Source organism: Paraburkholderia sp. SECH4, from assembly GCF_030511745.1.
Lineage (GTDB): Bacteria > Pseudomonadota > Gammaproteobacteria > Burkholderiales > Burkholderiaceae > Paraburkholderia > Paraburkholderia madseniana.
In genome coordinates this window covers 358,459-382,440 of record NZ_JALOCP010000004.1, presented here as the reverse complement: position 1 = coordinate 382,440, position 23,982 = coordinate 358,459, and the positions used below count along the sequence as shown (strand labels likewise).

Here is a 23,982-nt window from a genome sequence, read left to right as displayed (position 1 = left end):
CAATCCGGTGATGCGGAAGAAGCGGCGGCCGCGCGCGAGGCGCAGCCGATTCGTCAGAAGCGTGGAAAGCGGCAATGCACCGGCCGGGACGCGCCGGGCACGTCGGGGCGTCATCAGGCACGTGGCGTGCAACGCGTCTAGCGCGGTGCGCGGCGCGAGACCAGGACGCTTGCTGCAGCGGCCCGGTGCGGCAGCAGGCGGGGTTGCGGCCAACCGGCCCAGCCACGCCACCTTCACTATGCCGCGCGCGGCGCATTGCGGCGCGCTTTTCCGTCCAGACGGATTTTAGCAGGTGCTAATATGTTCAATGAGATGCCCACCAAGGGCCGTGGCCGCCGTGCCTGATCGGCGTGTCAACGTAACGCGCGCCGACGGCCGGCTTACAAGCCGTTCGCGCGTCAATCCAACATAACGAAAAAGGGAACAGTCATGCTGATTACTTTCAAATGTCGCGCCGCGCCGGACGTGATGATGCTGGAAAATCTCGCTCAATACCTGGTCGGCATCGTCGGCAAGCGCCTGGGTGAGCGTGGTGTCATCACCCACGACGAACTGAGCGTCGCGATCACGAAACTTGAATCGGCGATCAGCGTCGACAAACAGGAACGTGCCGAGCACGACGGCCATTTTCACGAAGGCGAAGACGGCCACGAGCATCATGAGATCCCGCCGGGACTCGCCCAGCGCGCGTATCCGTTTCTCGACATGCTGCGCGCCGCGCAGAAGGAAAACGCGGATATCGTCTGGGGTCTCTGATCCCGCGGCGGTCCGCCGGTGGAGGCGTTCGCCGCGTCTCGCGGTGCTGGTCGTGACGTGTCAATGAAAAGAGCCCGCATTCGCGGGCTCTTTGTCTTTCACGGGTCTTGACGGCCCGTCTGCCGAACCTGCTTACTGGCTGGCGGCGTCCGCCGGAGCGGCCATCGGTGCCGACGCACCCTTCTTGGCTTTCTGCTTCTTGGGCTTCTTGACGTGCTTCTCAGTGGGCGGCGAATACGAACTGACCGCGCTGGAGCCGGCCGGAGCGGCGGGCTGGGCCAGCGCCACCGAGGCGCTTGCGGCGAGCGAAACAGCAGTCAATAACAGCGTCAGCTTCTTCATACGATTTTCTCCGTTGACGATTGCAATTTGATAAGCCGACGCGTTTTGGCCGCGTCTGGCGGGGTGATGCCGTTTCAGTCTACAAAGCCGAAAATTGCACTGCCGCAAATATTCAGCCTAGCGCGCCCGATATAGTAGGTTTCCCGCCCCGCATGGCTTACAGCAAAGGCGCCAAGGCTCGCTCAGCGTCTGTTTTCGACAACGACATGCGTTTTGCGTAGTCTTCCAACTGGTCCTGGCCGATCTTGCCGACCGAGAAATAGGTGCTGTCCGGGTGCGCCAGGTAGAAGCCGGAAACGCTGGCCGCCGGCAGCATGGCCAGAGACTCGGTCACGCTCATGCCGATTTCAGTGGCTTGCAGCACGTCGAACATGTCGCGTTTCACGAGGTGGTCCGGGCAGGCCGGATAGCCCGGCGCCGGGCGGATACCGTGGTACTTTTCAGCGATCAGGTCTTCGTTGGAGAGGGTTTCGGCGTTCGCGTAGCCCCACAGATCGCGCCGCACGCGGGCATGCAGTCCTTCAGCGAAGGCTTCAGCGAAGCGGTCGGCGAGCGCCTTCAGCATGATCGCGCTGTAGTCGTCGAGATCCTTTTCGAACTGCTTTTCCTTCACGTCGACGCCCAGACCCGCCGTGACCGCAAACATGCCGATGTAGTCGGCCACGCCCGAATCCTTCGGCGCGATGAAGTCGGCGAGCGACCGGTTCGGCCGCATCACGCCGTCCACCACCGGCCGCACGCTTTGCTGGCGCAGGTTGCGCCACGTGAGCGCCACTTCGGAGCGCGATTCGTCCGTATAGATCTCGATGTCGTCGTCGTTCACCGTGTTGGCCGGCAGCAGCGCGATCACGCCGTTGGCCTGCAGCCAGCGGCCCTGGATCAGGCGCGCGAGCATCGACTTGCCGTCCGAGAACACGCGGCGGGCCGATTCACCGACGATCTCGTCATTCAGGATCGCCGGGTACGGGCCGGCCAGGTCCCAGGTCTGGAAGAACGGACCCCAGTCGATGTAGTTCGCCAGCTCGTTCAGATCGTAGTTCTTGAACACGCGGCGGCCGATGAACTTCGGCTTGACCGGCTGGTAGCCGGCCCAATCGACCTTGGTCTTGTTCGCGCGGGCTTCGGCGAGCGTGACCATGGGCAGGGCTTTCTTGTTGGCGTGCTGATCGCGGATGCGGTCGTAGTCGGCTTTGAGGTCGTCGACGTACTTCGCTGCGCCTTCATCGGACAGCAGGCTCGACGCCACGGAGACCGAGCGCGACGCGTCCGGCACATAAACCACCGGGCCTTCGTAATGCGGTGCGATCTTGACTGCGGTGTGCACGCGCGAGGTGGTTGCGCCGCCGATCAGGAGCGGGATCTTCTTCACGCGGAAGTAGTCGTCGCGCTGCATTTCCGAAGCGACGTAGGCCATCTCTTCGAGGCTAGGCGTAATCAGACCGGACAAGCCGATGATGTCCGCGCCTTCGACTTTCGCTTTGGCGAGAATGTCGTTGCACGACACCATCACGCCCATGTTGACCACTTCGAAGTTATTGCACTGAAGCACCACCGAGACGATGTTCTTGCCGATGTCGTGCACGTCGCCCTTTACGGTAGCGATGACGATCTTGCCCTTCGCGCGCACGTCGGCGCCGGCTTCGGCCATCAGCTTCTTTTCTTCTTCGATATACGGGATCAGATGCGCGACCGCCTGCTTCATCACGCGTGCCGACTTCACGACCTGCGGCAGGAACATCTTGCCCTGACCGAACAGGTCGCCGACGATGTTCATGCCGTCCATCAGCGGGCCTTCGATCACGTTGATCGGCCGGCCGCCGGCTGCGGCGATCTTCGCGCGGACTTCCTCGGTATCTTCGACGATGAAGTTGGTGATGCCGTGCACCAGCGCATGCGACAGACGCTTCTCGACGGGCTGGTTGCGCCACTCGAGGTTCTCTTCCTTTTTCGCGGCGCCGGTCTTGAACTTGTCGGCGATTTCCAGCAGACGATCGGTGCCGTCTTCACGGCGGTTCAGCACGACGTCTTCAACACGCTCGCGCAACTCCGGATCGAGGTCGGCATACACGCCGAGCTGACCCGCGTTGACGATGCCCATGTCCATCCCCGCCTGAATCGCGTGATAGAGGAACACGGTGTGAATCGCCTCGCGCACCGGATCGTTGCCGCGGAACGAGAACGACACGTTCGACACGCCGCCGCTGATCTTCGCGTACGGCAGGTTTTCCTTGATCCAGCGCGTCGCGTTGATGAAGTCGACGGCGTAGTTGTTGTGCTCTTCGATGCCGGTTGCAATCGCGAAGATGTTCGGATCGAAGATGATGTCTTCCGGCGGGAAGCCGACTTCGTTCACGAGAAAATCGTATGAGCGCTTGCAGATCTGCGTCTTGCGTTCGAAGGTATCGGCCTGGCCTTGCTCGTCGAAGGCCATCACGACCGCGGCCGCGCCGTAACGGCGGATCAGATTCGCGTGATGGCGGAACGCTTCCTCGCCTTCCTTCAGCGAGATCGAGTTGACGATCGCCTTGCCTTGCACACACTTCAGGCCCGCTTCGATCACGTCCCACTTCGACGAGTCGATCATGATCGGCACGCGCGCGATGTCCGGTTCCGACGCGATCAGATTCATGAAGCGGACCATCGCCGCTTTCGAATCGAGCATCGCCTCGTCCATGTTGACGTCGATGATCTGCGCGCCGTTTTCGACCTGCTGCCGCGCGACCGCGATCGCGTCGTCGAACTGGTCGTTCAGGATCATTCGCGCGAACGCCTTCGAGCCGGTCACGTTGGTGCGTTCGCCGACGTTGATGAAGAGCGTCCCGGACGTGACGTTGAACGGCTCGAGGCCGGAAAGGCGCATGGTGTGATCGGTCATGGCGTAGGTGCGGTTCGGTTGCGTGCGGTTACGTACGATTACGTGCGTCGGGTTCGATAGCGGAAGTGCGGCGGGTCAGGAGCGAGCCGCCGCACTCAGGCTGCGTCGCGGTATTGCGTCGGCCATTGGCGCGGCTTCACTTCAGCCAGCGCTTTGGCAATCGCCGCAATATGCTCCGGCGTCGTGCCGCAGCAGCCGCCGGCGATATTCACGAGGCCGGCCTGCGCGAACTCCTTCAGCAATCCCGACGTATCCGCCGGCAATTCGTCAAAGCCCGTGTCGCTCATCGGATTCGGCAAACCGGCGTTCGGATAGCACGACACATAGGTGTCGCACAGCTTGGCCAGTTCGGCGATGTACGGGCGCATCAGCGCCGCGCCCAGCGCGCAGTTCAAACCAAAGGTGAGCGGCTTGGCGTGACGCAGCGAGTTCCAGAAGGCCTCGACGGTTTGTCCCGAGAGAATCCGGCCCGATGCATCAGTGACGGTGCCCGAAATCATGATCGGCAGGCGCTCGCCGGTGTCTTCGAACAGCTCGTCCAGCGCGAACAGTGCAGCCTTGGCATTGAGCGTGTCGAAGATCGTTTCGACGAGGAACAGGTCGCAGCCACCGTCGAGCAATGCCTTCGCCTGCTGATAGTACGCCGCGCGCAGTTCGTCGAACGTCACGTTGCGTGCGCCCGGATCGTTCACGTCAGGGGAAATGCTTGCTGTTTTCGGCGTCGGTCCGATCGCGCCGGCGACGAAGCGCGGCTTGTCGGGCGTCGAGTATTTGTCGCAGGCGGCGCGCGCCAGCTTCGCCGATTCGAGATTCATCTCGATGGCGAGGTCTTCCATTCCGTAGTCGGCTTGCGCAACCGTGGTCGCACCGAACGTGTTGGTTTCGATGATATCCGCGCCCGCCGCGAGGTACTGCTCGTGAATCTCGCCGATGATCTGCGGCTGCGTGATCGACAGCAACTCGTTGTTGCCCTTGATGTCGCGACCGTAGTCCTTGAAGCGCTCGCCACGATAGCGGGCTTCGTCGAGCTTGTAGCGCTGGATCATCGTGCCCATTGCGCCATCAAGAATCAGGATACGTGACTTGAGCAGCGCGGGCAGCGCCGTGCCGCGTGTGTAGGCGGCGTCGGGACGGACTGGCGTGGCGGATTGAGCAGGCTGGTTCATGGCGGACGAGGGCTTGCGCCGGCTTTTTCGGGAAACCTGTCATTGTAGCCGCTGTGGGGCGGTCCCGCCGGACGCGCGCCCGACAGGCGGATGCGCGTGCCGCCCCAACGGTGGCCGGGGCTGTGGCCGCAGCGGAAACAAACAGCGGAAATGACAGTGGAAACTGCAGTGGAAACAAAACGGCCCAGTCAGGTGAAAGCCTGCTGGGCCGTGTTACTTCTGCTGACCGCCTTATAAAGGCCGCCGGCTAAGCCGGTCGGCGCGGTCGATATATGTCGCCAAACCGTTACGTTAAACCCTTCAGTTAGTGAAGAATCACGGGTTGATGCATCAGGCTGTCGAATTGCCCGAGGAATTCGTCTACCTCATCCAGCGACGGTTCCTCTTCGATCAGCTTTTGCACATGCTCGCGGAAACGCGCTGCCATTGCACCGTCAATGTAGATTTCGCGCTGCATGTTCTTGTCGACGATCTCGTAGCCGCCTGATTTCATGGCCAGCGGGCCTTCCTGCGGCGGAAACTCGACGACACAATAGTTGGGGCTGTTATAGATCATTTGCATGGCGACACTCCTTATTTCCGTTGGCTCCTGGCCATTCCTGCGCCATAGGTGGAGCTTGTGGTGTGGAATTCAAGGGGTGGGTCCGGATTGACGCTTGTAAAGTTCCGAACCTACCGGTTAGACCGGCTTTCCAAGAAACGTTTCAAGCAGTGCAGCAAAACGGTGAGATTGCTCGATGGGCGCGAGATGAGCGGCCTCGAGTAGTTCGAACTGGGCGCCTTGGATGGCGTCTGCTATTGCCTGCGTAGCAGCAGGTGGCGTGCCCGTGTCGTGGCGGCCTCCCACGGCCAACGTCGGGCAACGAATTGTTCCCAGCTTACCGCGTAGATCGAAATCGCGCAGGGCTTCGCACGCCATGGCGTAGCCTTCTGGCAACGTATGGCTCAGCACGTCGCGAATCTGCTCGACTGCTTCGGGATGCGCTGCCTGGAAATCGGGCGTCAGCCAGCGGCTCAATGTCGCGGGCACTAGGGACGCCATGCCGTCCGTGCGGGCCGCCGTCGCGCGTTGATCCCATAGCGCGCGGCCTTCGGGCGGCGTACCGCTCGTGGTGTCGGCGACGGTCAGCGTGTCGACGCGCGACGGGTGGTTCAGCGCGAATTGCTGCGCGATCATGCCGCCCATCGACATGCCGACGAGATGCGTGGTGGGTGCGCCGAGCGCATCGAGCAGCGCGGCGAGATCGCGGGACAGATCGGCGATGCTGAACGGTTCGCTCGATACCGCGGTCTTGCCGTGGCCGCGCAGGTCGTAGCGCAGCACGGTGTACTCGTCGCGGAAATAGCCGGCGAGTTGGTCCCAGACAGACAGATCGCCGCCGAGCTGATGAATGAACGTCAGCCACGGGCCGCCGCCCTCATTGCTCAGGACATAGCGCGTCTCGATACCGTTGATTTTCACTTGCATGCGGGCTCCTCGAAGGGGGACGCAGTGGAAAGAGCCGTTTGCGCGCTTCTCCCGCCTTCACTATACCTACGTGGCGGCCGCGCGAACGGTTGCAGTTCATCGTGCGAGTGAGTCGCGTCGCAGAAGTTTCAACGATCTGTTCGAGACCCTGCTCGGGTTCAGGGTTTTTCGGGCGCGTTGCCGGGCCCGGTCGAATCGACCGAGGGGCTGGTTTCGGGCGCCATTGCGGGTGGGTTGGCGGGTGATTGGTTTGCCGAATTGTCAGGCGAAGTATTGCCGGTGCTATCGGTGCCGCTAGTGCCGACAGTGCCACTCGTGCCTTCAACACTGTTGACCGGACTGCCGACGCCGTCTGCATTGAGCTTGCCGCGCCACACCAGTTCGAATTGCGTGCCATTTGGCTCGGTCTGCATGATTCGCGCGGGCAGCCAGCCAAGCGACGGCGCGAGCCAAACGTCGATGCGGCGCAGATCGCCGTCATGGCGAGGCAAGCGTTTGAAGTGGCGCGTCTCGAGGTAGCCCTGTGCGGTGCGGATGGTTTCGTCGCCGATCGTCTCGACTGGCCAGTTCTCGCCGCTGTTGTTATCGATCACGAAGAATTGCCGCGTCACGCCCGGCTTATAGGCGGCCGGGTCGCCGCGCACGAGGCTGGCGAGTTGCATCACCATGCTGAAACGGTCTTGCGCGCCGTCGGGCAGCGGCAGCGTGGCCGGCGTACGCGTGAAGGCGATCTTTTTGTCGGTGCGATTGAAGATCGCCACGTCTTCCGGACGACGGCCGCGCTTTTCGATGTACTGATCCGGTGCAAGTCCGAATGCGTCGATGCGGCCATGGCTCGAATACACGAACGTGCCGACGAACGGCAACGGCACGGAGACGACCATTTCGTAGCTCTGTGCGTTGCTGGTCCAGTGGATGGTGCCGGGCTGGTTGCGCACGCCGTTGTAGAACGTGTCGTACTGCAGTTCGCCGGACGGCGGAACGGAGAACTTCACGCCCGCGGCAGCTTGAGGCGCGCTCGCAGCGGCGGGGGCGCTGGCCGTGCCGGCGGCGGTTGCGCCCGCATTGGCGTTGGCATCGGAGTGACTCGCTGCAGCCGATGCGCTCGCCGCTGCATCCGATGCGGCCGTGGCCGCGGGTGCCTGTTTTGCCGGTTGCGTCGCCGTCAACACGTGTTCACGCGGCTTGCTCGCGACGGCCTTGTGCGCCGGAGCCGGCGTTGCCGCCTGCTGCGCGTCGGCAGCGGGTTTGCGTTCGATACGCTCGGGTGTCAGCAGTGCGACCTGCACGGGGACATGTTCGTTGTCTGATGGATTCAGCGTCGCGCGGTTGCGCTCGACCCATTGCGCCGCAATCCAGTGCAGGACGGCCACTGCCAGCAGAACCGCAAGCCATCGCCCCACCCGCAAACCGGCGCGCGGCCCGACGGGCGGCGTGCGATCAGAGCGGCGTGTGGCAGAAGGTGAGGACATGGGCGAATCGTCAGCGTGGCGCCGCACTATACCCGAGCTCATACGACAGCTTTTGCGCACATTCGCGCAGCGCCGTATCGATCTCGCCGCCCCAGCGGATATCGAACGCGCCTTCGTGACCGAGCGCGATCAGGCCCAGCGCAAGATCGCCGGTCGAGTCGAAGACCGGCATGCAGAACGCGTGGATGGTGGGCAGCAACATGCCTTCCACACGTGCTGCTTCGTGCTGCCGCACCTCCGCCAGCACCCGCTCGACCTCATCCCGCGTGCGCGGCCCGCCCATGTGCGATGAGCGGCGCGAATCGGCCAGTTCGCGCTCCAGCATCGCGGCGGTCTTGCTCGACGGCAGATAGGCGGCAAACAGCAGGCCGGTGGCGGAACTGAGCAGCGGCATCACGTCGCCGAGCTTGAGCGACGCCTTGGCCGGATGACTCGATTCCATCCAGTGGACCATCGTCGGCCCCTGATTGCCCCACACCGCGATGCCCACCGTCAGATCGAGCCGGTCGCGCAGTTCGGCGAGCGCAATGCGCGCGAGCTTCACGCCGTCGACGCGGGCAAGCCGCGCGAGCCCCAATTGCAACGCGAAGCCGCCCAGCTCGTAGCGGCCCGACAACGGATCCTGCGTCACCACGCCGAGGCGCAGGAAGCTCACCAGATAGCGGTGCGCTTTCGCCGGGCTCATGCCGGCGCGCTGTGCCAGATCGCGCAGCATCATCGCGCGCGGTTCGTGGGTCAGCACCTCGAGCAATCTGAAGCCGACCTCGATCGACTGGATGCCGGAGCGCAGCTTTTCCTCGCCGGTCTCGACGCTTTCGTCGTCGGGTTCGGGCGCGTCGAGTGGTTCCGGCGGTTCAGCGGAGTCGGTGTCGGTATGGATCGCGCCGGAGCGGGCAATTGGAGGCATGAGCGAGGCGCATCGAGCGCGTTCAAAGACAGTGAGAGAGGCGTTAGGCGCAACGGTGCTTGGGCCGCGCCGATTCACCATCGTAGAATAGATTCCCTCTATCGTCACTAACGGTTCACTCCCCTATGAAACTTGCCACGCTGAAGGACGGCACGCGCGACGGTCAACTGATCGTCGTGTCCCGCGACCTGCACACCGCGGCCGTCGCCGACGCGATCGCGCCCACCATGCAGCGCGTGCTCGATGACTGGGCCTTCTACGCGCCGCAATTGCAGGACCTGTACGACGGGCTCAACCAGGGCCGCGCGCGCAACACCTTCCCGTTCGACGCCAAAGAATGCATGGCGCCGCTGCCGCGAGCGTTCCAGTGGGCCGACGGTTCGTCGTACGTGAATCATGTGGAGCTGGTGCGCCGCGCGCGTGGCGCGGAAATGCCGCCGGAATTCTGGACCGATCCGCTGATGTACCAGGGCGGCAGCGACGACTTTATCGGCCCGAAAGACGACGTGCTGTGCGCCTCTGAAGAGTTCGGCATCGACTTCGAAGCGGAAGTCGCCGTGATCACCACCGACGTGCCGATGGGCGCCACCCCCGACCAGGCGCTCAGGAGCGTTCGTCTGGTAACGCTCGTCAATGACGTCTCGCTGCGCAATCTGATCCCCGCCGAACTCGCGAAGGGCTTCGGCTTTTTCCAGAGCAAGCCGGCCACGTCGTTCGCGCCGGTCGCGGTGACGCCCGATGAACTCGGCGAGAGCTGGCGCGAAGGGCGCCTGCACCGGCCGATGATCGTCCACTGGAACAACAAGAAGGTCGGCCAGCCCGATGCCGGTACCGACATGGTGTTCCACTTCGGCCAACTGATCTCGCACGCGGCGAAAACGCGTAACCTGCGCGCCGGCGCGATTGTCGGCTCGGGCACGGTGTCGAACAAGGACGCGAAGCGCGGCTATTGCTGTATCGCTGAGAAGCGTTGCCTCGAGACCATCGAGCACGGCGCGCCGCAAACCGAGTTCATGAAGTTCGGCGATACCGTGAAGATCGAGATGTTCGACGAAGCGGGCAAGTCGATTTTCGGTTCGATCGATCAGGGCATCGCGCCGCTGGATTGATGCGCCGGTTTGGTGCGGACCGCGGCATCAGGACCGCGCCGCACGCGCTTCGTCGCTTACGAAAGGGTTTCGCCCGATGTCGCCGTCACGACGCGCCGCTACACTGACTGGCGCGGCGGCGGCCCCGGGATAGCGGCTGTCCGTTGATCGCGAAACCGACGCAAAACGGCACGTGCGCAGGACTGAAGCAGGACACAAGCAGCACATCGGCGCGACATCAAAACGAAAAACCGAGGTGAGGAGACGGCATGCGGCGATTTGAAACCATCGAACGAGGAACCCAAGGCGCTCGTACAGCGAGCGTGCGCGCAACACCATCGCGGCGCGGGCTCGCCCGTTTTGCCGCCGCGCTGTGTGCCGCGCTGCCCGCCATCGCCTTCGCGCAGGTGAAGATCGGCCTCGTGCTGTCGCTGACCGGGCCGGCTGCTTCGCTCGGCATTCCCGCGCGCGACACCACCACGCTGCTGCCCAAACAGATTGGCGGCCAGAGCGTCGAATACATCGTGCTCGACGACGCGTCCGACACCACGCAGGCTGTGCAGGACACCAAGAAGCTGATCTCCGAGAATCACGTCGACGCGATCATCGGCTCGTCGATCACGCCGAATTCGCTCGCGATGATCGACGTGGTGGCCGATGGTGAAACACCCATGATCTCGTTGGCCTCGTCGGCGAAAATTATCGAACCCGTGGATGCGAAACGCCACTGGGTATTCAAGACCCCGCAGACCGACGCGATGATGGCCTCGGCGATTGCCGCGCACGCCAGTACGCACGGCGTCAAAACGATCGCGTTCATCGGCCAGGCCGACGCGCTCGGCGAAACCTTCTACACCGAAGTCGCGAAGTTCGCGCAACTGCATCACATCGACGTGGTGGCGAGCGAGCGCTTCAATCGCACCGATCCGAGCGTGACCGGCCAGGTCCTGAAGATTCTCGCGACCCATCCGGACGCGGTGGTGGTCGGCGCGGCCGGCACGCCCGCCGCGCTGCCGCCGAAGACACTCAGGGAGCGCGGCTACAAAGGGCTGATCTATCACAATCATGGCGTCGGCAATAACGACTTCCTGCGGGTGTGCGGCGCCGACTGCAACGGCACGTTCCTGCCCGCGAGCCCAGTGCTGGTCGCCGCGCAATTGCCGGCGGACCATCCGGCCAAACGTCTCGCGCTCGACTACATCGCGCGCTTCGAGGCCTTGCGCGGACCGGGCAGCGTGTCGGCGTTCGGCTCGTACACGTGGGACGCCGGCATGCTGCTCAGCAACGCGGTGCCGATCGCGCTCAAGGTAGCCGCGCCCGGCACGCCGGAATTTCGCGGTGCGTTGCGCGATGCGCTGGAAGCGACACGTGGTCTTTCGGACACCAACGGCGTGGTCAACATGAGCGCCACGGATCACCTCGGTCTCGATCAACGGGCGCGTGTGATGGTCGAAATCAAGAATGCGAAGTGGGTTTATCAACCGCATTGAAATTTTGCTGGGTTTGCGCGGGTCTTGCGCGGAATATGGCGAATGTGCCCTTAGCTTAGGGCGACGGTTTCAACCGACATACCGATAGACGGATTGCTCATCATGTCTCAGGCACCACACAGTAACGACGCGTTTTACGCGCACTACCACTCGCTGCAATTGCACCGCCATCCGCATGGCGTGCTCGAAGTCGTGATGAGCGGCGAGGGCGCGAACAAGAGCGGCCTTGCCACCGCTAATGCGCGGATGCACTTCGAACTCGCCGAAATCTGGCGCGATATCGATCGGGATCCCGACACGCGTGTCGCGATCATTCGCGGCGAGGGCAAGGGCTTTTCAGCCGGTGGCGACCTGCAACTGGTCGAAGACATGGCGACCGATTTCAACGTCCGCGCACGCGTGTGGCGCGAGGCGCGCGACCTGGTCTACAACGTGATCAATTGCAGCAAGCCGATCGTTTCGGCAATGCACGGTCCGGCGGTCGGCGCGGGGCTCGTAGCCGGGCTGCTCGCAGACATCTCGATCGCGACGAAGTCGGCGCGCATTATCGACGGCCATACGCGTTTGGGCGTGGCCGCCGGTGATCACGCGGCTATCGTCTGGCCGCTTCTGTGCGGCATGGCAAAGGCCAAGTATTACCTGCTGCTGTGCGAGCCGGTGAGCGGCGAGGAGGCCGAGCGGATCGGCCTCGTGTCGCTCGCCGTCGACGAAAACGATCTGCGGCCCAAAGCATTCGAAGTCGCGCAGAAACTGGCCAACGGCTCGCAAACGGCGATTCGTTGGACCAAGTACGCGCTGAACAACTGGCTCCGTTCGGCGGGGCCGGCGTTCGATACGTCGCTGGCGCTGGAATTCATGGGCTTCGCCGGGCCGGATGTGCGCGAAGGCGTGAGCTCGCTGCGCGAGCGGCGCGCGCCGGATTTTGGCGGCGCGGACCCGTGGAGTGGGCAGCCGCGGCACACGCCGGGCGGTGGCGCATCGGGCGGTGGGCGCTCCTGAAGCCGGAGGTCGGCGCATATTGCGCAAAGCCCCGCCGGTCGGCACCTTGAGGTGCAGCGTGAGCGGGACGAACAGCAGCCCAAACTAAGAGCGGTTCGCAGCGCCACGCGCGGTATGATCGAATCAGACGCGCGCGGGACGGCGCTATTTCCTTCCCTTTATGCAGCGAGGCGACAAGCATGACCGATACATCTGGCACCACGCCGCCCTTTCCCGGCTTTCCTGGTTTTCCGCCCGCTGAAATGCTCGAACGCATGTGGGGCATGATGCGTCTCTCGCCGTTCGGCTCGGCGTTTTCAGGCGCGCAGGCTGGCAGCAGCCTGGGGCCGTCGCTGTCGATGATGTCCGACATGATGGCACCGCTCACCAACGTCGAAGAACTCGATAAGCGCATCACCGATATGCGTGCGGTCGAGCAGTGGCTCAAGCTGAATCTGAACATGCTGCAGTCCGCCATTCAGGCGCTCGAAGTGCAACGCGCCACGCTTGCAACGCTGCGTGCGTTTGGTGCGTTCGCGCAGTCGTCGATGGGGCAGCCGGCTTCCGCGGCTGCCGCGCCGAGTCCCTCGCCGACCGGCTGGCCGCACCCGGAAGCCGCTTCGGCTTCTGCCAGTGCAAGCCCATCGGCCGCGCCCGAGCCGGCGCCCGAAGAAGGCGAGGCCGACGTGACACCGCCGTTCGACGCCTCCGCCTGGTGGAATCTGCTTCAATCGCAGTTCAATCAGATCGCCCAGTTTGCGATGACGCAGCCAGGTGCGACGGCCGCCGCGTCAGACGGCTCGGCAACGGACTCGCCAGAAGGCGCGGCGAGCGCTTCGGCATCGGCAGGCGAAGCGGCTGACGCGCCGGAGGGTACCGCAGCGGACGCCGGAGCTGCAGCCAAACGGCCGGCAACGAAACGGGCAACGACGTCGACTTCAACGGCCGCGAAGCGCGCAGGCAGTGCGAGTGCCGCTCCGCGAGCGACGAAAAAGGCTGTTTGACGGCAGGAAAGAAGCGGGTCGGCGCGACCTGTGCGCCGACAGAGTGCAAAGCCCGGCCGACCAGCAGTGCCAACGAAGTGAATTCGCCGCCTGTCATGGTTTTGACCCCGATCGTCGGCCACACTCCGTGAATCGGGTCGTTTATTGAGAGAAGTCAATCAGGCGCGGGAATTGCGTCTGCTACGGCACGGGAACCGTAAAGTCAGCGTGCTATCATTGTGTAAGCTTCATTGGGCTTTTGGGCGTGCGCTGAAAACAACCAATCCGGCCGCCCATGCTCCATTCGCCGCCGGTACCACCGGCGCAGGGCTGGACGGTGCGGATTCATCGCAGACTGGCTCGACCTCAGGCATAGGGTATCCCTCACCCACGGTTGGCCGCGCAGCGCGTAACTTCTGGTTAATAGCGCCGCGCAAACGCCGGACTTCTTTGCTGCCCGGTGCATCTAGGCGGCCGATTACCGCGTAAAATTGAATGCTTGGCCGATAAACGGTGCACAAAACGGTGCGTTTCGTTCGTCATAAGCAAAAGTGCTACACGTAGTAGTTACAGACACAGACAGTATGCGCAGAACAGGGGTGGGACTATGAACACCATGCTTTATCCGGAACTTTATAAATCGCTCGAATCCGTTCGATGGGACATGGAGAAAGACATTCCCTGGGACAAGTTCGATGCATCGCTATTGACCGACGAGCAGGCAGCGACGATCAAGATGAACGCGATCACCGAATGGTCGGCGTTGCCCGCCACGGAAATGTTTCTGCGTGACAACCATCACGACAGCGATTTCTCCGCATTCATGAGCGTGTGGTTCTTCGAAGAACAGAAGCATTCGCTGGTGCTGATGGAATATCTGCGCCGTTTCAAGCCGGAAATGTGTCCGACCGAAGAAGAACTGCACGCCGTGCGCTTCGAATTCGATCCGGCGCCGCCGCTCGAAACGCTGATGCTGCACTTCTGCGGCGAAATCCGCCTGAACCACTGGTATCGCCGTGCTGCCGAATGGCACACCGAGCCCGTCATCAAGGCCATCTACGAAACCATTTCGCGCGACGAAGCGCGTCATGGCGGTGCGTACCTGCGCTACATGAAGAAAGCGATGGTGCAAACCGGCGACATCGCGCGTGCCGCGTTCGCCAAGATCGGCGTCCTGATGGCATCGGCGCGCCGCACGGAAAAGCCGCTGCATCCGACCAACCTGCACGTGAATCAGGCGCTGTTCCCGCGCGACACGATTCAATCGCGTCTGCCGGATCCGGAATGGCTCGAACGCTGGCTCGACGAGCAGATCCGTTTTGACGACGGCTGGGAAAAGAAGGTGGTCGAGCGGATTCTGCACAACCTGTCGATTCTGTTCGAGCGCACGTTCAACACGGCGCAGGAATTGAACCGTTATCGCAAGGAAGTCGTCCTGCGCTTGCAGGCCGATCAGAAATCGGCTGAACAGCCGGCTTGATGGGTTCAGGTTCGCGGTTTTAAAGTTTCAGGAACGGCCCGGCAGGCGTGAGCTTGCTGGGCCGTTTTGCTTCATGCCGTCCGGCGTGTATCGTGGCGGCACTTCTTTTTTCTTTGCGACTCCGTCATGGCCGCCACTTTTGAACGCAAGATTTTTACGCGCGATGCGCTGGTGAAGCTGCGCGCTTCGATGTCCGCGCCGGTTGTATTTACCAATGGTGTGTTCGACATCCTGCATCGCGGGCATGTGACGTATCTGGCCGACGCCAAAGCGCTCGGCGCTTGCCTGATTGTCGGCGTCAATAGCGATGCTTCCGTGCGCATGCTAGGCAAAGGCGATGACCGGCCGATCAATAACGAGGCTGATCGGATGGCTTTGCTGGCGGCGCTGGAGAGCGTCGATTACGTGGTTTGTTTTGGCGAGAAGACGCCCGTGGAGCTGATTTCGGCGCTGCGGCCGGATGTGCTTGTCAAAGGCGGCGACTACGACATGGATGTTTTGCCGGAGTCGGCCATTGTGCGGGGTTGGGGCGGCAAGGCCTTGGCGATTCCGTTCGAGCATGAGCGCTCGACTACCGCGTTATTGAAGAAGGTTCGCGCGCAAGGGTGATCTTTACTGCGGCAGCGCCGATGCCGCGATCGGCGCCGTCGGCGCCGGACCGCCTACCACTGCCTGGTCGGCGGCTTCGGCTGCCGTGACGGGGTGCACCTTCAACCACTCCGCATGGAACTGGCGGTTCAGGTGGTTCGGCTCGCGGCCGCCGGCTGTGGGCGTGGGGCCGAATACGCCGCGCATCGCGACGAATGCCAGCATGTTGGCAAGAAACAAGATGGCGATCAGCCAGCGCAGCATCGTTAGTATTCCCCGTTAATGAGTTCAGCCGCTGTCATCCCGCCGTAATTCGGAAGGCCGCGGCTTAGACGTCGCGTTCCATCGCGCGCTCGGCAGCAATCAGCGCAAGCCCCGACAGCACCAGCGAATCGTGGCGAGTATGCGGCACTTTTAGCGCGCTTGTCACTTCGTCCACTGCGCCGCCGCTTACCACCAGGCGCACCGGCACCTGCCATTCGTCCTGCAAGTCACGCCACATGCGCTCGATCAGGCCGGCTTGCGCCAACGTGCATCCGGCCGACAACGAGCGTGGCGTATCTGTCGCGAAGAACGGGCCGCGGCGCTCGCGATGAGACGGGGCGTCCGCATCGAGCAAGCCGCGCGCTGAGTGGGCGTCGAGTGTCGGCAGTTGCGCTGTGTGCTCGCCTAGCGAGCGCATCATCAAGGTCCAACCCGGCGCAATCAGACCGCCGACAAAGCTGCCGTCCGCACGCAACGCTTCAAGCGTGGTCGCGGTGCCGAACGTCGCAATGAGCAGATTCTCACCGGGAAATGCAGCGTGCGCTCCAATCAGACCCGCCCAGCGATCGCTGCCGAGCGCATGCGGCGTCGTATAGCTATTGGTCACGCCGCATTGTTGAGCGCAGGCGCGGATCGTCGTGCGCGGCAGTTGCGGCCAGTGAGCGTCGAGTAGGGTGGCAATCCGTGCCGCGACGCTTTCGCCCGCCACGTTGGATAACCATGCGCCGCCCGGCGTCGGCAACGTCGACCAGTCAGGCTGGTCAGCGCTGCCGTGCGCGAGCGCGCCGGTCGCGATCTGCGTACCGTCCGGCTGCACCAGCGCCCACTTGACGCGACTATTGCCCGCGTCGATCAACAGATAAGGCGCGCCGCTCGTCATGCCGCACCGTCGGCCAGACGCAGCGAGACGTCACCGGTCGCGACGGTCAGACGCCCGGCCGCCGTGTTGAGCAGCAGTTGTCCGCGTTCGTCGACGCCTGCGGCCACGCCGCGCGCCAGCTCTTTACCTTGCTCCAGCAGCACGACTTCACGGCCTGCGTAGGCGTGCACGGCGTTCCAGCGCGTCTGGAACGGCGCGAAGCCTTCCGCGCCGAAGCGCTGCAGCGCGGGTTCGAGCGCGTTCAGTTCCGCCGCCAGCGTATCGGTGAGGTTTGCATTCGGCAGCGCGCGTTGCAGTGCTGTCGGTGTGGCGCCGCGCGCTTGCGCCGGCACGTCCGCGTTGAGCGCCCCGACCTTGGCGGCGAGCTCGTCCGCGCCCTTCACGTTGGTGCCGATACCGATCACCACGGCGCTCGCGTTGTCCGTGCTCCATGCGGTTTCGATCAGGATGCCGGCCAGCTTGTCGCCTTCGAGCAGCACGTCGTTGGGCCACTTCAGCGCGATTTGCCCAGGGCCTGCGACCGGCAACGAGCGCAGCCCGTCGACCAGCGCCACGCCCACCGCGAGACTCAAGCCCGCCAGTCCTTCGAGCGGGCGCGGCAGCACGCATGCCACCGAAAACAACAATGCATTGCCCGGTTCCGCATACCATGGGCGGCCACGACGGCCGCGGCCCGCGGTTTGCAGATACGCGACCCGCACGATCGGCCGCGGCAGCGCGCCGGCCTTGCGCGGCAATGCCTTGACGCGCGTCATCAGGTCGGCGTTGGTCGAGCCGGTTTCCTCGACGATTTCGATCGGCCAGTCGTGCGCGTGCGGACCGAATAGCGCGACGGCGCGCTCGCGGTCGATGCGCCAGTCGGAAGCCGCAGCGGCTTGGGGTGGGGTCTTGGAGGCGTTCATGTCTCATATTGTAGCCACAGCGAACGCTACGAGTCCGTGAGCACGGTTCAAGCGCCGCGCCTTCGTTACAATGACCCCTAATCCGATAACCAGATTCCAGCGATCCTTGAACTACGACACTCCGCCCGGCCTTGAAGTCGCGGCTGGCAGCCAAGGAAAGATCGTCCGGCTCTCGGGCCAGTGGACGGCGCTCGCGCTCGCACGCGACAAGGCCACCGGTCACGTGATCCCTTTGTTGCGCTCGCTGGTCGGCGCTGAAGGCATCGGCCAGTGGGACCTGTCGCGTATCGACCGGATGGACCACGTCGGCGGTCAGGCACTGTGGCGCGTGTGGGGCCACAAGATGCCCCCGGACACCACGCTCACCGATACGCAACGCGACATTTTCGAGCGCATCGCTCTGCTCGACACGGCGCGCGAAAAGGTCGAGCCGGTGATCAAGTTCGATCCGTTCACCCGGTTCGGCCTCGCGATTTTCTCGTTCTTCGAGCACCTGTACGGCGGATTCGGCATGCTCGGGCAGGTCGTGCTCGATCTTCTCGCGATCGCGCGCAAACCGAAAATCACGCCGTGGACCGAGATCTCGGCGAACGTCTATAACGCCGGCACCAAGGCGTTGCCGATCACCGCGCTGGTCGCGTTCCTGATCGGCATCGTGCTGAGCTATCTGTCGGCGCAGCAACTGCGGCTGTTTGGCGCGAATCAGTACATCGTCAATATTCTTGGGCTGTCGGTGATTCGCGAACTGGGGCCGGTGCTGTCGGCGATTCTGGTGGCGGGCCGTTCGGGCTCGGCGATTACCGCGCAGATCGGCGTGATGCGCGTCACCGAAGAACTCGACGCCATGCGCGTGATGGGCATCCCGCACGGCCTGCGGCTGATTTTGCCGCGCGTGGTCGCGCTCGGCGTCGCCATGCCGCTCCTCGTGATGTGGACTAACATCATCGCGTTGACGGGCGGTGCGCTCGCCGCGAAGATCGTGCTCGGCATCGACATGAGCTACTTCGCGCGCGCCTTGCCGAGCGTGGTGCCGGTCGCGAACTTGTGGATCGGCCTTGGCAAGGGCGTTGCGTTCGGCATGCTGATTGCGATCGTCGGCTGTCACTTCGGCTTCCGTATCAAGGCCAATTCGCAAAGCCTCGGCGAAGGCACGACGACCTCGGTGGTGACCTCGATCACCATCGTGATTCTCGCGGACGCGGTGTTCGCGATTCTCTTCCAGAACGTGGGGCTAGGATGATCGCGCCACTCACCCAGGCCGTACGCGGCCAACCGATGCCCGAGATTGCGGAGCCGGTGATCGAGGTGATCGATATCACCAAGCGCTACGGCCGCAACATCGTGCATCAGCATCTGAATTTCGACGTGCGGCGCGGCGAGATCGTCTCGATCGTCGGCGGATCGGGCTCGGGCAAGACCACGCTGGTGCGGCAGATTCTCGGGCTGGAGCGGCCGTCGTCGGGAACGATCAAGCTGTTTGGTCAGGACATTGCCACCATTTCGCCTGACGATGCGCTGCTCATGCGCAGCCGCTCCGGGATGCTGTTTCAGCGCGGCGCGTTGTTCTCGTCGCTTTCGGTGTTCGACAACGTCGCGCAGCCCTTGCGCGAACTCGGCAAGGTGCCCGAGGACCTGCTGCGCGACATCGTGATGCTCAAGCTCGAGATGGTCGGCCTGCCGTGCAAGCACGCGTCGAAGATGCCGTCCGCGCTTTCGGGCGGGATGATCAAGCGCGTGGGTATTGCGCGCGCCATTGCGCTCGAGCCGGAGTTGCTATTTCTCGACGAACCGACCGCCGGGCTCGATCCGCAGGCGTCCGACGAATTCGTCGAACTGATTTCCGCGTTGCATCGCGCGCTTGGTCTGACGGTGGTGATGGTCACGCACGATCTCGACACGATGATCGCGCTGTCCACCCGCGTCGCCGTGCTGGCGGATCGGAAGGTGCTGGTCGCCGCGCCGGTCGAAGAGGCGGCGGGCGTCGATCATCCGTTTATCCGCGAATATTTCCTCGGCCTGCGCGGGCGTCGTGCGCTGCAGGCGCTGCCGCCGGAACGCCGCGCGAAGTTGCCGCGCGCGGCGCTCGAATCGGCATCGTCCGAATTGCCGCTGTGAACCAGGGAACCTGACAATGGAAAACAAATCACATGCCTTCTGGGCAGGGATCTTCACGGTGGCCTTGCTGGCTGCAATCGCAGTGGCCGGTTTTTTGTTCAACGTCGACCGTTCCGTGCGGGTGCCGTACGATCTGATTGCGCGCACCAACGTCACGGGGCTCTATACCGACGCGGCAGTGCGCTATCGCGGGCTCGACGTCGGCAAGGTGCAGTCGATCAAATTCGATCGGGATCATCCGGGGCAAATCCTGATTCGCATTCTCGTCGACACGCACGCACCGATTACGCACTCCACGTTCGGCAGCCTCGGGTTCCAGGGTGTGACGGGTATTGCGTTCATCCAATTGGATGACAGTGGACGCGATCCGACGCCGCTCGCGTCGTCGGCGAAAGCGGTGGCGCAGTTGCCGATGCATCCGGGCTTGCTCGATCAGTTACAGCAACGCGGCGACGTTTTGCTGCGCAAACTCGAAAGAGTCACAGACGACGTCGACAATCTGTTGTCGCCGGAAATGGTTAGCCAGTTGCAGGGCACGGCAGCGAGCCTTCAGAAGGCCGCCGACGGTGTCGCCACGCTGACCCAGCAGATGGCGCCGGCAGCCGGCAAGCTGCCCGCCACGATCAACGCACTGGATCGCACGCTGGCGTCGACCAATCAGTTGATCACCAGTCTGAACCGCCCGGACGGGCCGTTCGAGACCAACCTGAACAAGGTCGGAACGGCTGCCCAGCAAGCGGGCGACGCGCTGGTGTCGATGGACAGTTCGATGCAGGAGTTGTCGGCGCGCGTCGGTTACGACACACTGCCGCGCGTCAATTCGCTCGCCGAAGACGTGCGCTCCGCGGCCCGTTCCGTGGACCGCGCTGCCGACACGTTCAGCACCAATCCGCGCAGCGTGCTGTTCGGTGCGCCGAGCGCTTCGCCGGGCCCTGGCGAAGCGGGTTTTACGTGGCCCGCCGCCCGAGCCGCCGCCCATGCTGCCCAATGAAATGATTTGCAGGTTTTGAAGAAGGAACATGGTTATGTCACGCTCGATTCACCGATTGTTGTCCTCGAGCGCCGCGCTTGCGATGCTGCTCGCGTTCGGCGTGCTGGCTGCAGGCTGCGCCGGCACCCCTGCGGCGATCTCGGACATCCGCTACGACCTCGGGCCGCCGAATCCGGCGGCCTCGGCCGGCACGCTGCCGGCGGTGAAGGTGCTCGATGTCAGCGCGCCCGACAACCTCGAATCTGACAAGCTGATTTACCGGCTTAGCTACGCCGACGCGCAGCAGACGGCGTCGTACGCGAACAGCCACTGGACCATGATGCCGTCGCAACTGCTGACCCAGCGTCTGCGCGGTGCGCTCAGTTCGCGTGGCACCGTGCTGACCGGGGCTGACGGCGTGCACGCGCCGGTCCTGAAGGTCGATCTGAGCGAGTTCGAACAGGTCTTCGATAGCCGGTCGGAAAGCCACGCCGCGGTCACCGCGCGCGCCACGTTGACGCAGAACGGCAAGGTGATCGGCCAGCGCACTTTCCTCGCGCGCGCGCCGTCCAGTTCTGCGGACGCAGCCGGCGGCGCGCAGGCGCTCGCCGCAGCCAGCGACGACCTCGTCTCGCAGATCGGCGCATGGCTCGGCGTGCAGGCGCTGGTCGCCGCGCAATGACCGGCATGCAGCGCAAAGAACGGAGCGCTGCATGAGCGTTAAGCCCTGGCAGCGCCGTCCTTCGGCGCTCTCCCGGCAGGCGCTGGGGCTGTACACGGCGCTGATCGTCTACGGGTCGTGGTATCCGTTTTCCGGCTGGCGTTCGCTCGGCCTCGCCCCGTTTGCCTATCTGTCCGATCCCATGCCGCAGTACCTGACGGCGTTCGACGTCGTCACGAACGTGCTCGGCTATATGCCGTTCGGCGCGCTGGTGGTGCTCGCGGTGTATCCGCGTTGGCGCGGCACGCTGGCGGTGGCGTTGGCTTTCGTGCTCGGTGGGTTGCTGTCGGGCGTGATGGAGGCGGTGCAAACCTATCTGCCGACGCGCGTTGCCTCCAATCTCGACCTGGCCGCCAACGCGCTCGGCGCGCTGCTCGGCGCGGCGATCGTGTCGCCGGCCACCGGCGCGTTGCTCGATCGCGGCTTGCTGCGGCGTGTGCGGCTCCTCTGGTTCGAGCGCGACACGGCGGCGCTCGCCTGTCTCGTCGCCTTGTGGCCGTGCGCGACCATGTACCCGGCGCCACGGCTTTTCGGTCTCGGTAACTGGCCGCGCGCGCTGTGGCTGCGTTTCGATTCGACGACGCAGGATGCCTTGCTCGCATGGACACCGCCTGCCTGGCACGTCGGCGCGTGGCCGGCGCTGGTTGCCGCCTGGCTGCCCGACGACGCTTGGGAAGCCGTCATCACCACGCTCAATCTGTTCGCCGCACTGGCTCTCGCCTCGCTGCCGGTGCGCCGCCATGCACCACTCGTGCGCCTGTTGATCGTGTTTATCGTCATGACTTTGTGCGTCAAGGCGGGCGCGACCTTTCTGCAATCGCAATCCGGTCTTGCGTTCGACTGGGCGACGCCCGGCGCGCTGGCAGGGCTCGTGTGCGGTACTGTCACCGCACTGCTGGCGCTGGGCTTGCGGCGCAGGTTGCGCGCGGCGCTCGCGGCCTGCGCGCTGACGATCGCGCTCGTGTTCGTCAATCTGCTGCCGGTCAATCCGTATTTCGATGCCGTACTGGCGGACTGGCGCCAGGGACGGTACCTGCACTTCAATGGTCTCGCGCATTGGATCGCGTGGATCTGGCCGTATGCGGCGCTGGTGTGGCTCGCCTATCTCGTCGAACAGGTGTGGCTCAAGCGGCGCGTGGAGCGCGCATGAAGCAAGGGCGACGCGTGCGTGCGGCCGTGCGTCCGCCGCTCAGCGACCGCCAGCCCCGCTCGCTATAATCTTCTGCACAACAGGCGCGCTGCGGCGCTTCCAGCGCCATTCCCACTCTTACAGTCTCGCCCCTCCGGACATCATGGACTCCTACTACAAGTACCACGTCTTCTTCTGTCTCAACCAGCGCGATCCCGGCGCGGAGCGTCCGAGTTGCGCGAATTGCAATGCGCAGGCGATGCAGGAACACGCGAAAAAGCGCGTGAAGCAACTCGGCCTTGCAGGCCCGGGCCAGGTGCGTATCAACAAGGCCGGCTGTCTCGAGCGTTGTGAGCTCGGCCCGGCGCTCGTCGTGTATCCGGAAGGCGTCTGGTACACGTATGTCGACGAGAGCGACATCGATGAAATCGTCGATTCGCATCTTGTGAACGGCAAAGTCGTCGAGCGTCTGAAAATCGATCAATAAGCCTCGCCATGAACGTACATACCAAGAAATATCTGATCGACGGCCCGATCGGCAAGATCGAAGTCGCGCTGGATCTGCCCGATGAGATGCGTGAGAACGGCGCCGCGCCGCGCGGCATCGCGCTGGTCGCGCACCCGCATCCGCTGTTCGGCGGCACGATGGACAACAAGGTCGCGCAGACGCTCGCGCGCACGCTCGTGCAGTTGAACTACGTGACGTACCGCTCGAATTTCCGCGGTGTCGGCGAAACGCAGGGCGAGCATGACGCCGGTGTCGGTGAGCGCGACGATCTGCGCGCCGTGCTCGATCACATGCGCGCGCAAGCAGGACAGGGCGATCTGCCCCTCGTACTGGCGGGTTTTTCGTTCGGCACCTTCGTGCTGTCGCACGTTGCCGCGAAGCTGCGCGAAGAAGGTCAGGCGATCGAGCGAATCGTGTTCGTGGGCACTGCGGCGAGCCGGTGGGAAGTCGCGCCTGTACCGGAAAACACGCTCGTGATTCACGGCGAAATCGACGAGACCGTTCCCATTCAGTCGGTTTTCGACTGGGCGCGGCCGCAGGAATTGCCGGTCGTCGTGATTCCGGGGGCAGAGCATTTTCTGCATCGCAAGCTGCACGTTCTGAAGCGGATCATCGTCGACGCGTGGCGTTAAAGCATGCGTCGCGCGTGTTTTCCGGGGTACAGGTACGTGCAAACGCAAATTAATCGCCGCCCTTTGCTCAAAGATACCAGGATAGCGCGCGTATAATGAGCGCTCTTTTTTGGGCGCAGCATCGCCCACCCGGCAGTTCGCGCGACGCGTAGCTTCTTTCTCGCGCGCAGCGGTGCCGGATGCGAGGCGTGCTGCGCGAACCGATCGCGTCGCCGGAAGTCCAATGGGCGCCGCGCCGTTTTTACGGCCTGACGCTCGCCGACCGGCT

Annotated in this window: 24 protein-coding genes; 14 read left to right on the top strand and 10 right to left on the bottom strand. The window is 63.7% G+C overall.

What is annotated here, in order from left to right; all coding sequences use genetic code 11:
• The first annotated feature begins 429 nt into the window (after positions 1-429).
• Positions 430-756 carry a DUF1840 domain-containing protein gene (locus M0D67_RS09065; protein ID WP_054035663.1) on the top strand — a complete coding sequence of 109 codons (327 nt, stop codon included), beginning with the start codon at positions 430-432 and terminating at the stop codon, positions 754-756.
• Positions 757-888: 132 nt separating this feature from the next.
• On the opposite strand, the gene M0D67_RS09060 is transcribed toward M0D67_RS09065, so the two are convergent.
• The 7 genes from M0D67_RS09060 to M0D67_RS09030 all read right to left on the bottom strand — a co-directional run bounded on the left by M0D67_RS09060 (position 889) and on the right by M0D67_RS09030 (position 8,986).
• Positions 889-1,098: an acid-shock protein gene (locus M0D67_RS09060; RefSeq protein WP_154564119.1), complete on the bottom strand. Its 210-nt coding sequence runs from the start codon at positions 1,096-1,098 to the stop codon at positions 889-891.
• A 157-nt stretch (positions 1,099-1,255) separates the two neighbouring features.
• Entirely contained in the window at positions 1,256-4,012 is a 2,757-nt protein-coding gene (gene metH / locus M0D67_RS09055) for a methionine synthase (RefSeq protein ID WP_266238630.1), read from the bottom strand.
• Positions 4,013-4,068: 56 nt separating this feature from the next.
• On the bottom strand, positions 4,069-5,139 hold the full coding sequence (locus M0D67_RS09050; RefSeq protein WP_154564123.1) for a homocysteine S-methyltransferase family protein: 1,071 nt from the start codon (positions 5,137-5,139) through the stop codon (positions 4,069-4,071).
• A 304-nt stretch (positions 5,140-5,443) separates the two neighbouring features.
• Entirely contained in the window at positions 5,444-5,701 is a 258-nt protein-coding gene (locus tag M0D67_RS09045) for a DUF3567 domain-containing protein (RefSeq protein WP_007179533.1), read from the bottom strand.
• 117 nt (positions 5,702-5,818) lie between these two features.
• A complete protein-coding gene (locus M0D67_RS09040; protein ID WP_171925130.1) occupies positions 5,819-6,607 on the bottom strand; it encodes an alpha/beta fold hydrolase in 789 nt (262 codons plus the stop codon).
• 158 nt (positions 6,608-6,765) lie between these two features.
• Entirely contained in the window at positions 6,766-8,079 is a 1,314-nt protein-coding gene (locus tag M0D67_RS09035) for a DUF3108 domain-containing protein (protein ID WP_266238605.1), read from the bottom strand.
• 10 nt (positions 8,080-8,089) lie between these two features.
• The gene (locus M0D67_RS09030) at positions 8,090-8,986 is read right to left on the bottom strand and encodes an IclR family transcriptional regulator (protein WP_171925132.1); all 897 of its coding nucleotides are present in this window, start codon (positions 8,984-8,986) and stop codon (positions 8,090-8,092) included.
• A 125-nt stretch (positions 8,987-9,111) separates the two neighbouring features.
• Here M0D67_RS09030 and M0D67_RS09025 point away from each other — a divergent pair, with 125 nt between their 5' ends.
• The 6 genes from M0D67_RS09025 (at position 9,112) to rfaE2 (ending at position 15,614) form a co-directional block, all read left to right on the top strand.
• Positions 9,112-10,095 carry a fumarylacetoacetate hydrolase family protein gene (locus M0D67_RS09025; protein ID WP_171925133.1) on the top strand — a complete coding sequence of 328 codons (984 nt, stop codon included), beginning with the start codon at positions 9,112-9,114 and terminating at the stop codon, positions 10,093-10,095.
• Between the two features lie 248 nt (positions 10,096-10,343).
• Positions 10,344-11,564, top strand: coding sequence for an ABC transporter substrate-binding protein (locus tag M0D67_RS09020; protein ID WP_171925134.1), 1,221 nt, complete (start codon positions 10,344-10,346; stop codon positions 11,562-11,564).
• A 102-nt stretch (positions 11,565-11,666) separates the two neighbouring features.
• On the top strand, positions 11,667-12,563 hold the full coding sequence (locus tag M0D67_RS09015; protein WP_154564138.1) for an enoyl-CoA hydratase/isomerase family protein: 897 nt from the start codon (positions 11,667-11,669) through the stop codon (positions 12,561-12,563).
• A 179-nt stretch (positions 12,564-12,742) separates the two neighbouring features.
• A complete protein-coding gene (locus M0D67_RS09010; RefSeq protein WP_154564140.1) occupies positions 12,743-13,546 on the top strand; it encodes a PhaM family polyhydroxyalkanoate granule multifunctional regulatory protein in 804 nt (267 codons plus the stop codon).
• Positions 13,547-14,132: 586 nt separating this feature from the next.
• Positions 14,133-15,005 (top strand): ferritin, encoded by an 873-nt coding sequence (locus M0D67_RS09005; protein ID WP_054035670.1) that lies wholly within the window; start codon positions 14,133-14,135, stop codon positions 15,003-15,005.
• Positions 15,006-15,131: 126 nt separating this feature from the next.
• A complete protein-coding gene (gene rfaE2, locus M0D67_RS09000) occupies positions 15,132-15,614 on the top strand; it encodes a D-glycero-beta-D-manno-heptose 1-phosphate adenylyltransferase (RefSeq protein ID WP_054035671.1) in 483 nt (160 codons plus the stop codon).
• Positions 15,615-15,617: 3 nt separating this feature from the next.
• Here rfaE2 and M0D67_RS08995 read toward each other — a convergent pair whose 3' ends face one another.
• From M0D67_RS08995 to M0D67_RS08985, 3 genes are all read right to left on the bottom strand, one after another.
• A complete protein-coding gene (locus M0D67_RS08995) occupies positions 15,618-15,857 on the bottom strand; it encodes a hypothetical protein (RefSeq protein ID WP_154564142.1) in 240 nt (79 codons plus the stop codon).
• Between the two features lie 64 nt (positions 15,858-15,921).
• Positions 15,922-16,737: a type III pantothenate kinase gene (locus M0D67_RS08990; RefSeq protein WP_154564144.1), complete on the bottom strand. Its 816-nt coding sequence runs from the start codon at positions 16,735-16,737 to the stop codon at positions 15,922-15,924.
• Entirely contained in the window at positions 16,734-17,639 is a 906-nt protein-coding gene (locus M0D67_RS08985) for a biotin--[acetyl-CoA-carboxylase] ligase (protein ID WP_154564146.1), read from the bottom strand. The genes M0D67_RS08990 and M0D67_RS08985 overlap by 4 nt, the downstream gene beginning before the upstream one ends.
• Before the next feature lie 106 nt (positions 17,640-17,745).
• On the opposite strand from M0D67_RS08985, the gene M0D67_RS08980 reads away from it, so the two are divergent.
• The 7 genes from M0D67_RS08980 (at position 17,746) to M0D67_RS08950 (ending at position 23,714) form a co-directional block, all read left to right on the top strand.
• Positions 17,746-18,879, top strand: a complete 1,134-nt coding sequence (locus M0D67_RS08980) for an ABC transporter permease (protein WP_266238600.1) — start codon at positions 17,746-17,748, stop codon at positions 18,877-18,879.
• Positions 18,876-19,754: an ABC transporter ATP-binding protein gene (locus M0D67_RS08975; protein ID WP_171925136.1), complete on the top strand. Its 879-nt coding sequence runs from the start codon at positions 18,876-18,878 to the stop codon at positions 19,752-19,754. Before M0D67_RS08980 ends, M0D67_RS08975 begins: the two co-directional genes overlap by 4 nt.
• A 16-nt stretch (positions 19,755-19,770) precedes the next feature.
• The gene (locus M0D67_RS08970; RefSeq protein ID WP_154564152.1) at positions 19,771-20,745 is read left to right on the top strand and encodes an MlaD family protein; all 975 of its coding nucleotides are present in this window, start codon (positions 19,771-19,773) and stop codon (positions 20,743-20,745) included.
• A 34-nt stretch (positions 20,746-20,779) separates the two neighbouring features.
• Positions 20,780-21,406 carry an ABC-type transport auxiliary lipoprotein family protein gene (locus M0D67_RS08965; protein WP_171925137.1) on the top strand — a complete coding sequence of 209 codons (627 nt, stop codon included), beginning with the start codon at positions 20,780-20,782 and terminating at the stop codon, positions 21,404-21,406.
• A 31-nt stretch (positions 21,407-21,437) separates the two neighbouring features.
• Positions 21,438-22,595 (top strand): VanZ family protein, encoded by a 1,158-nt coding sequence (locus tag M0D67_RS08960; RefSeq protein ID WP_266238596.1) that lies wholly within the window; start codon positions 21,438-21,440, stop codon positions 22,593-22,595.
• A 142-nt stretch (positions 22,596-22,737) separates the two neighbouring features.
• The gene (locus M0D67_RS08955) at positions 22,738-23,061 is read left to right on the top strand and encodes a ferredoxin (protein ID WP_054035677.1); all 324 of its coding nucleotides are present in this window, start codon (positions 22,738-22,740) and stop codon (positions 23,059-23,061) included.
• Between the two features lie 8 nt (positions 23,062-23,069).
• Entirely contained in the window at positions 23,070-23,714 is a 645-nt protein-coding gene (locus M0D67_RS08950) for an alpha/beta hydrolase (RefSeq protein ID WP_171925138.1), read from the top strand.
• Positions 23,715-23,982 lie beyond the last annotated feature (268 nt).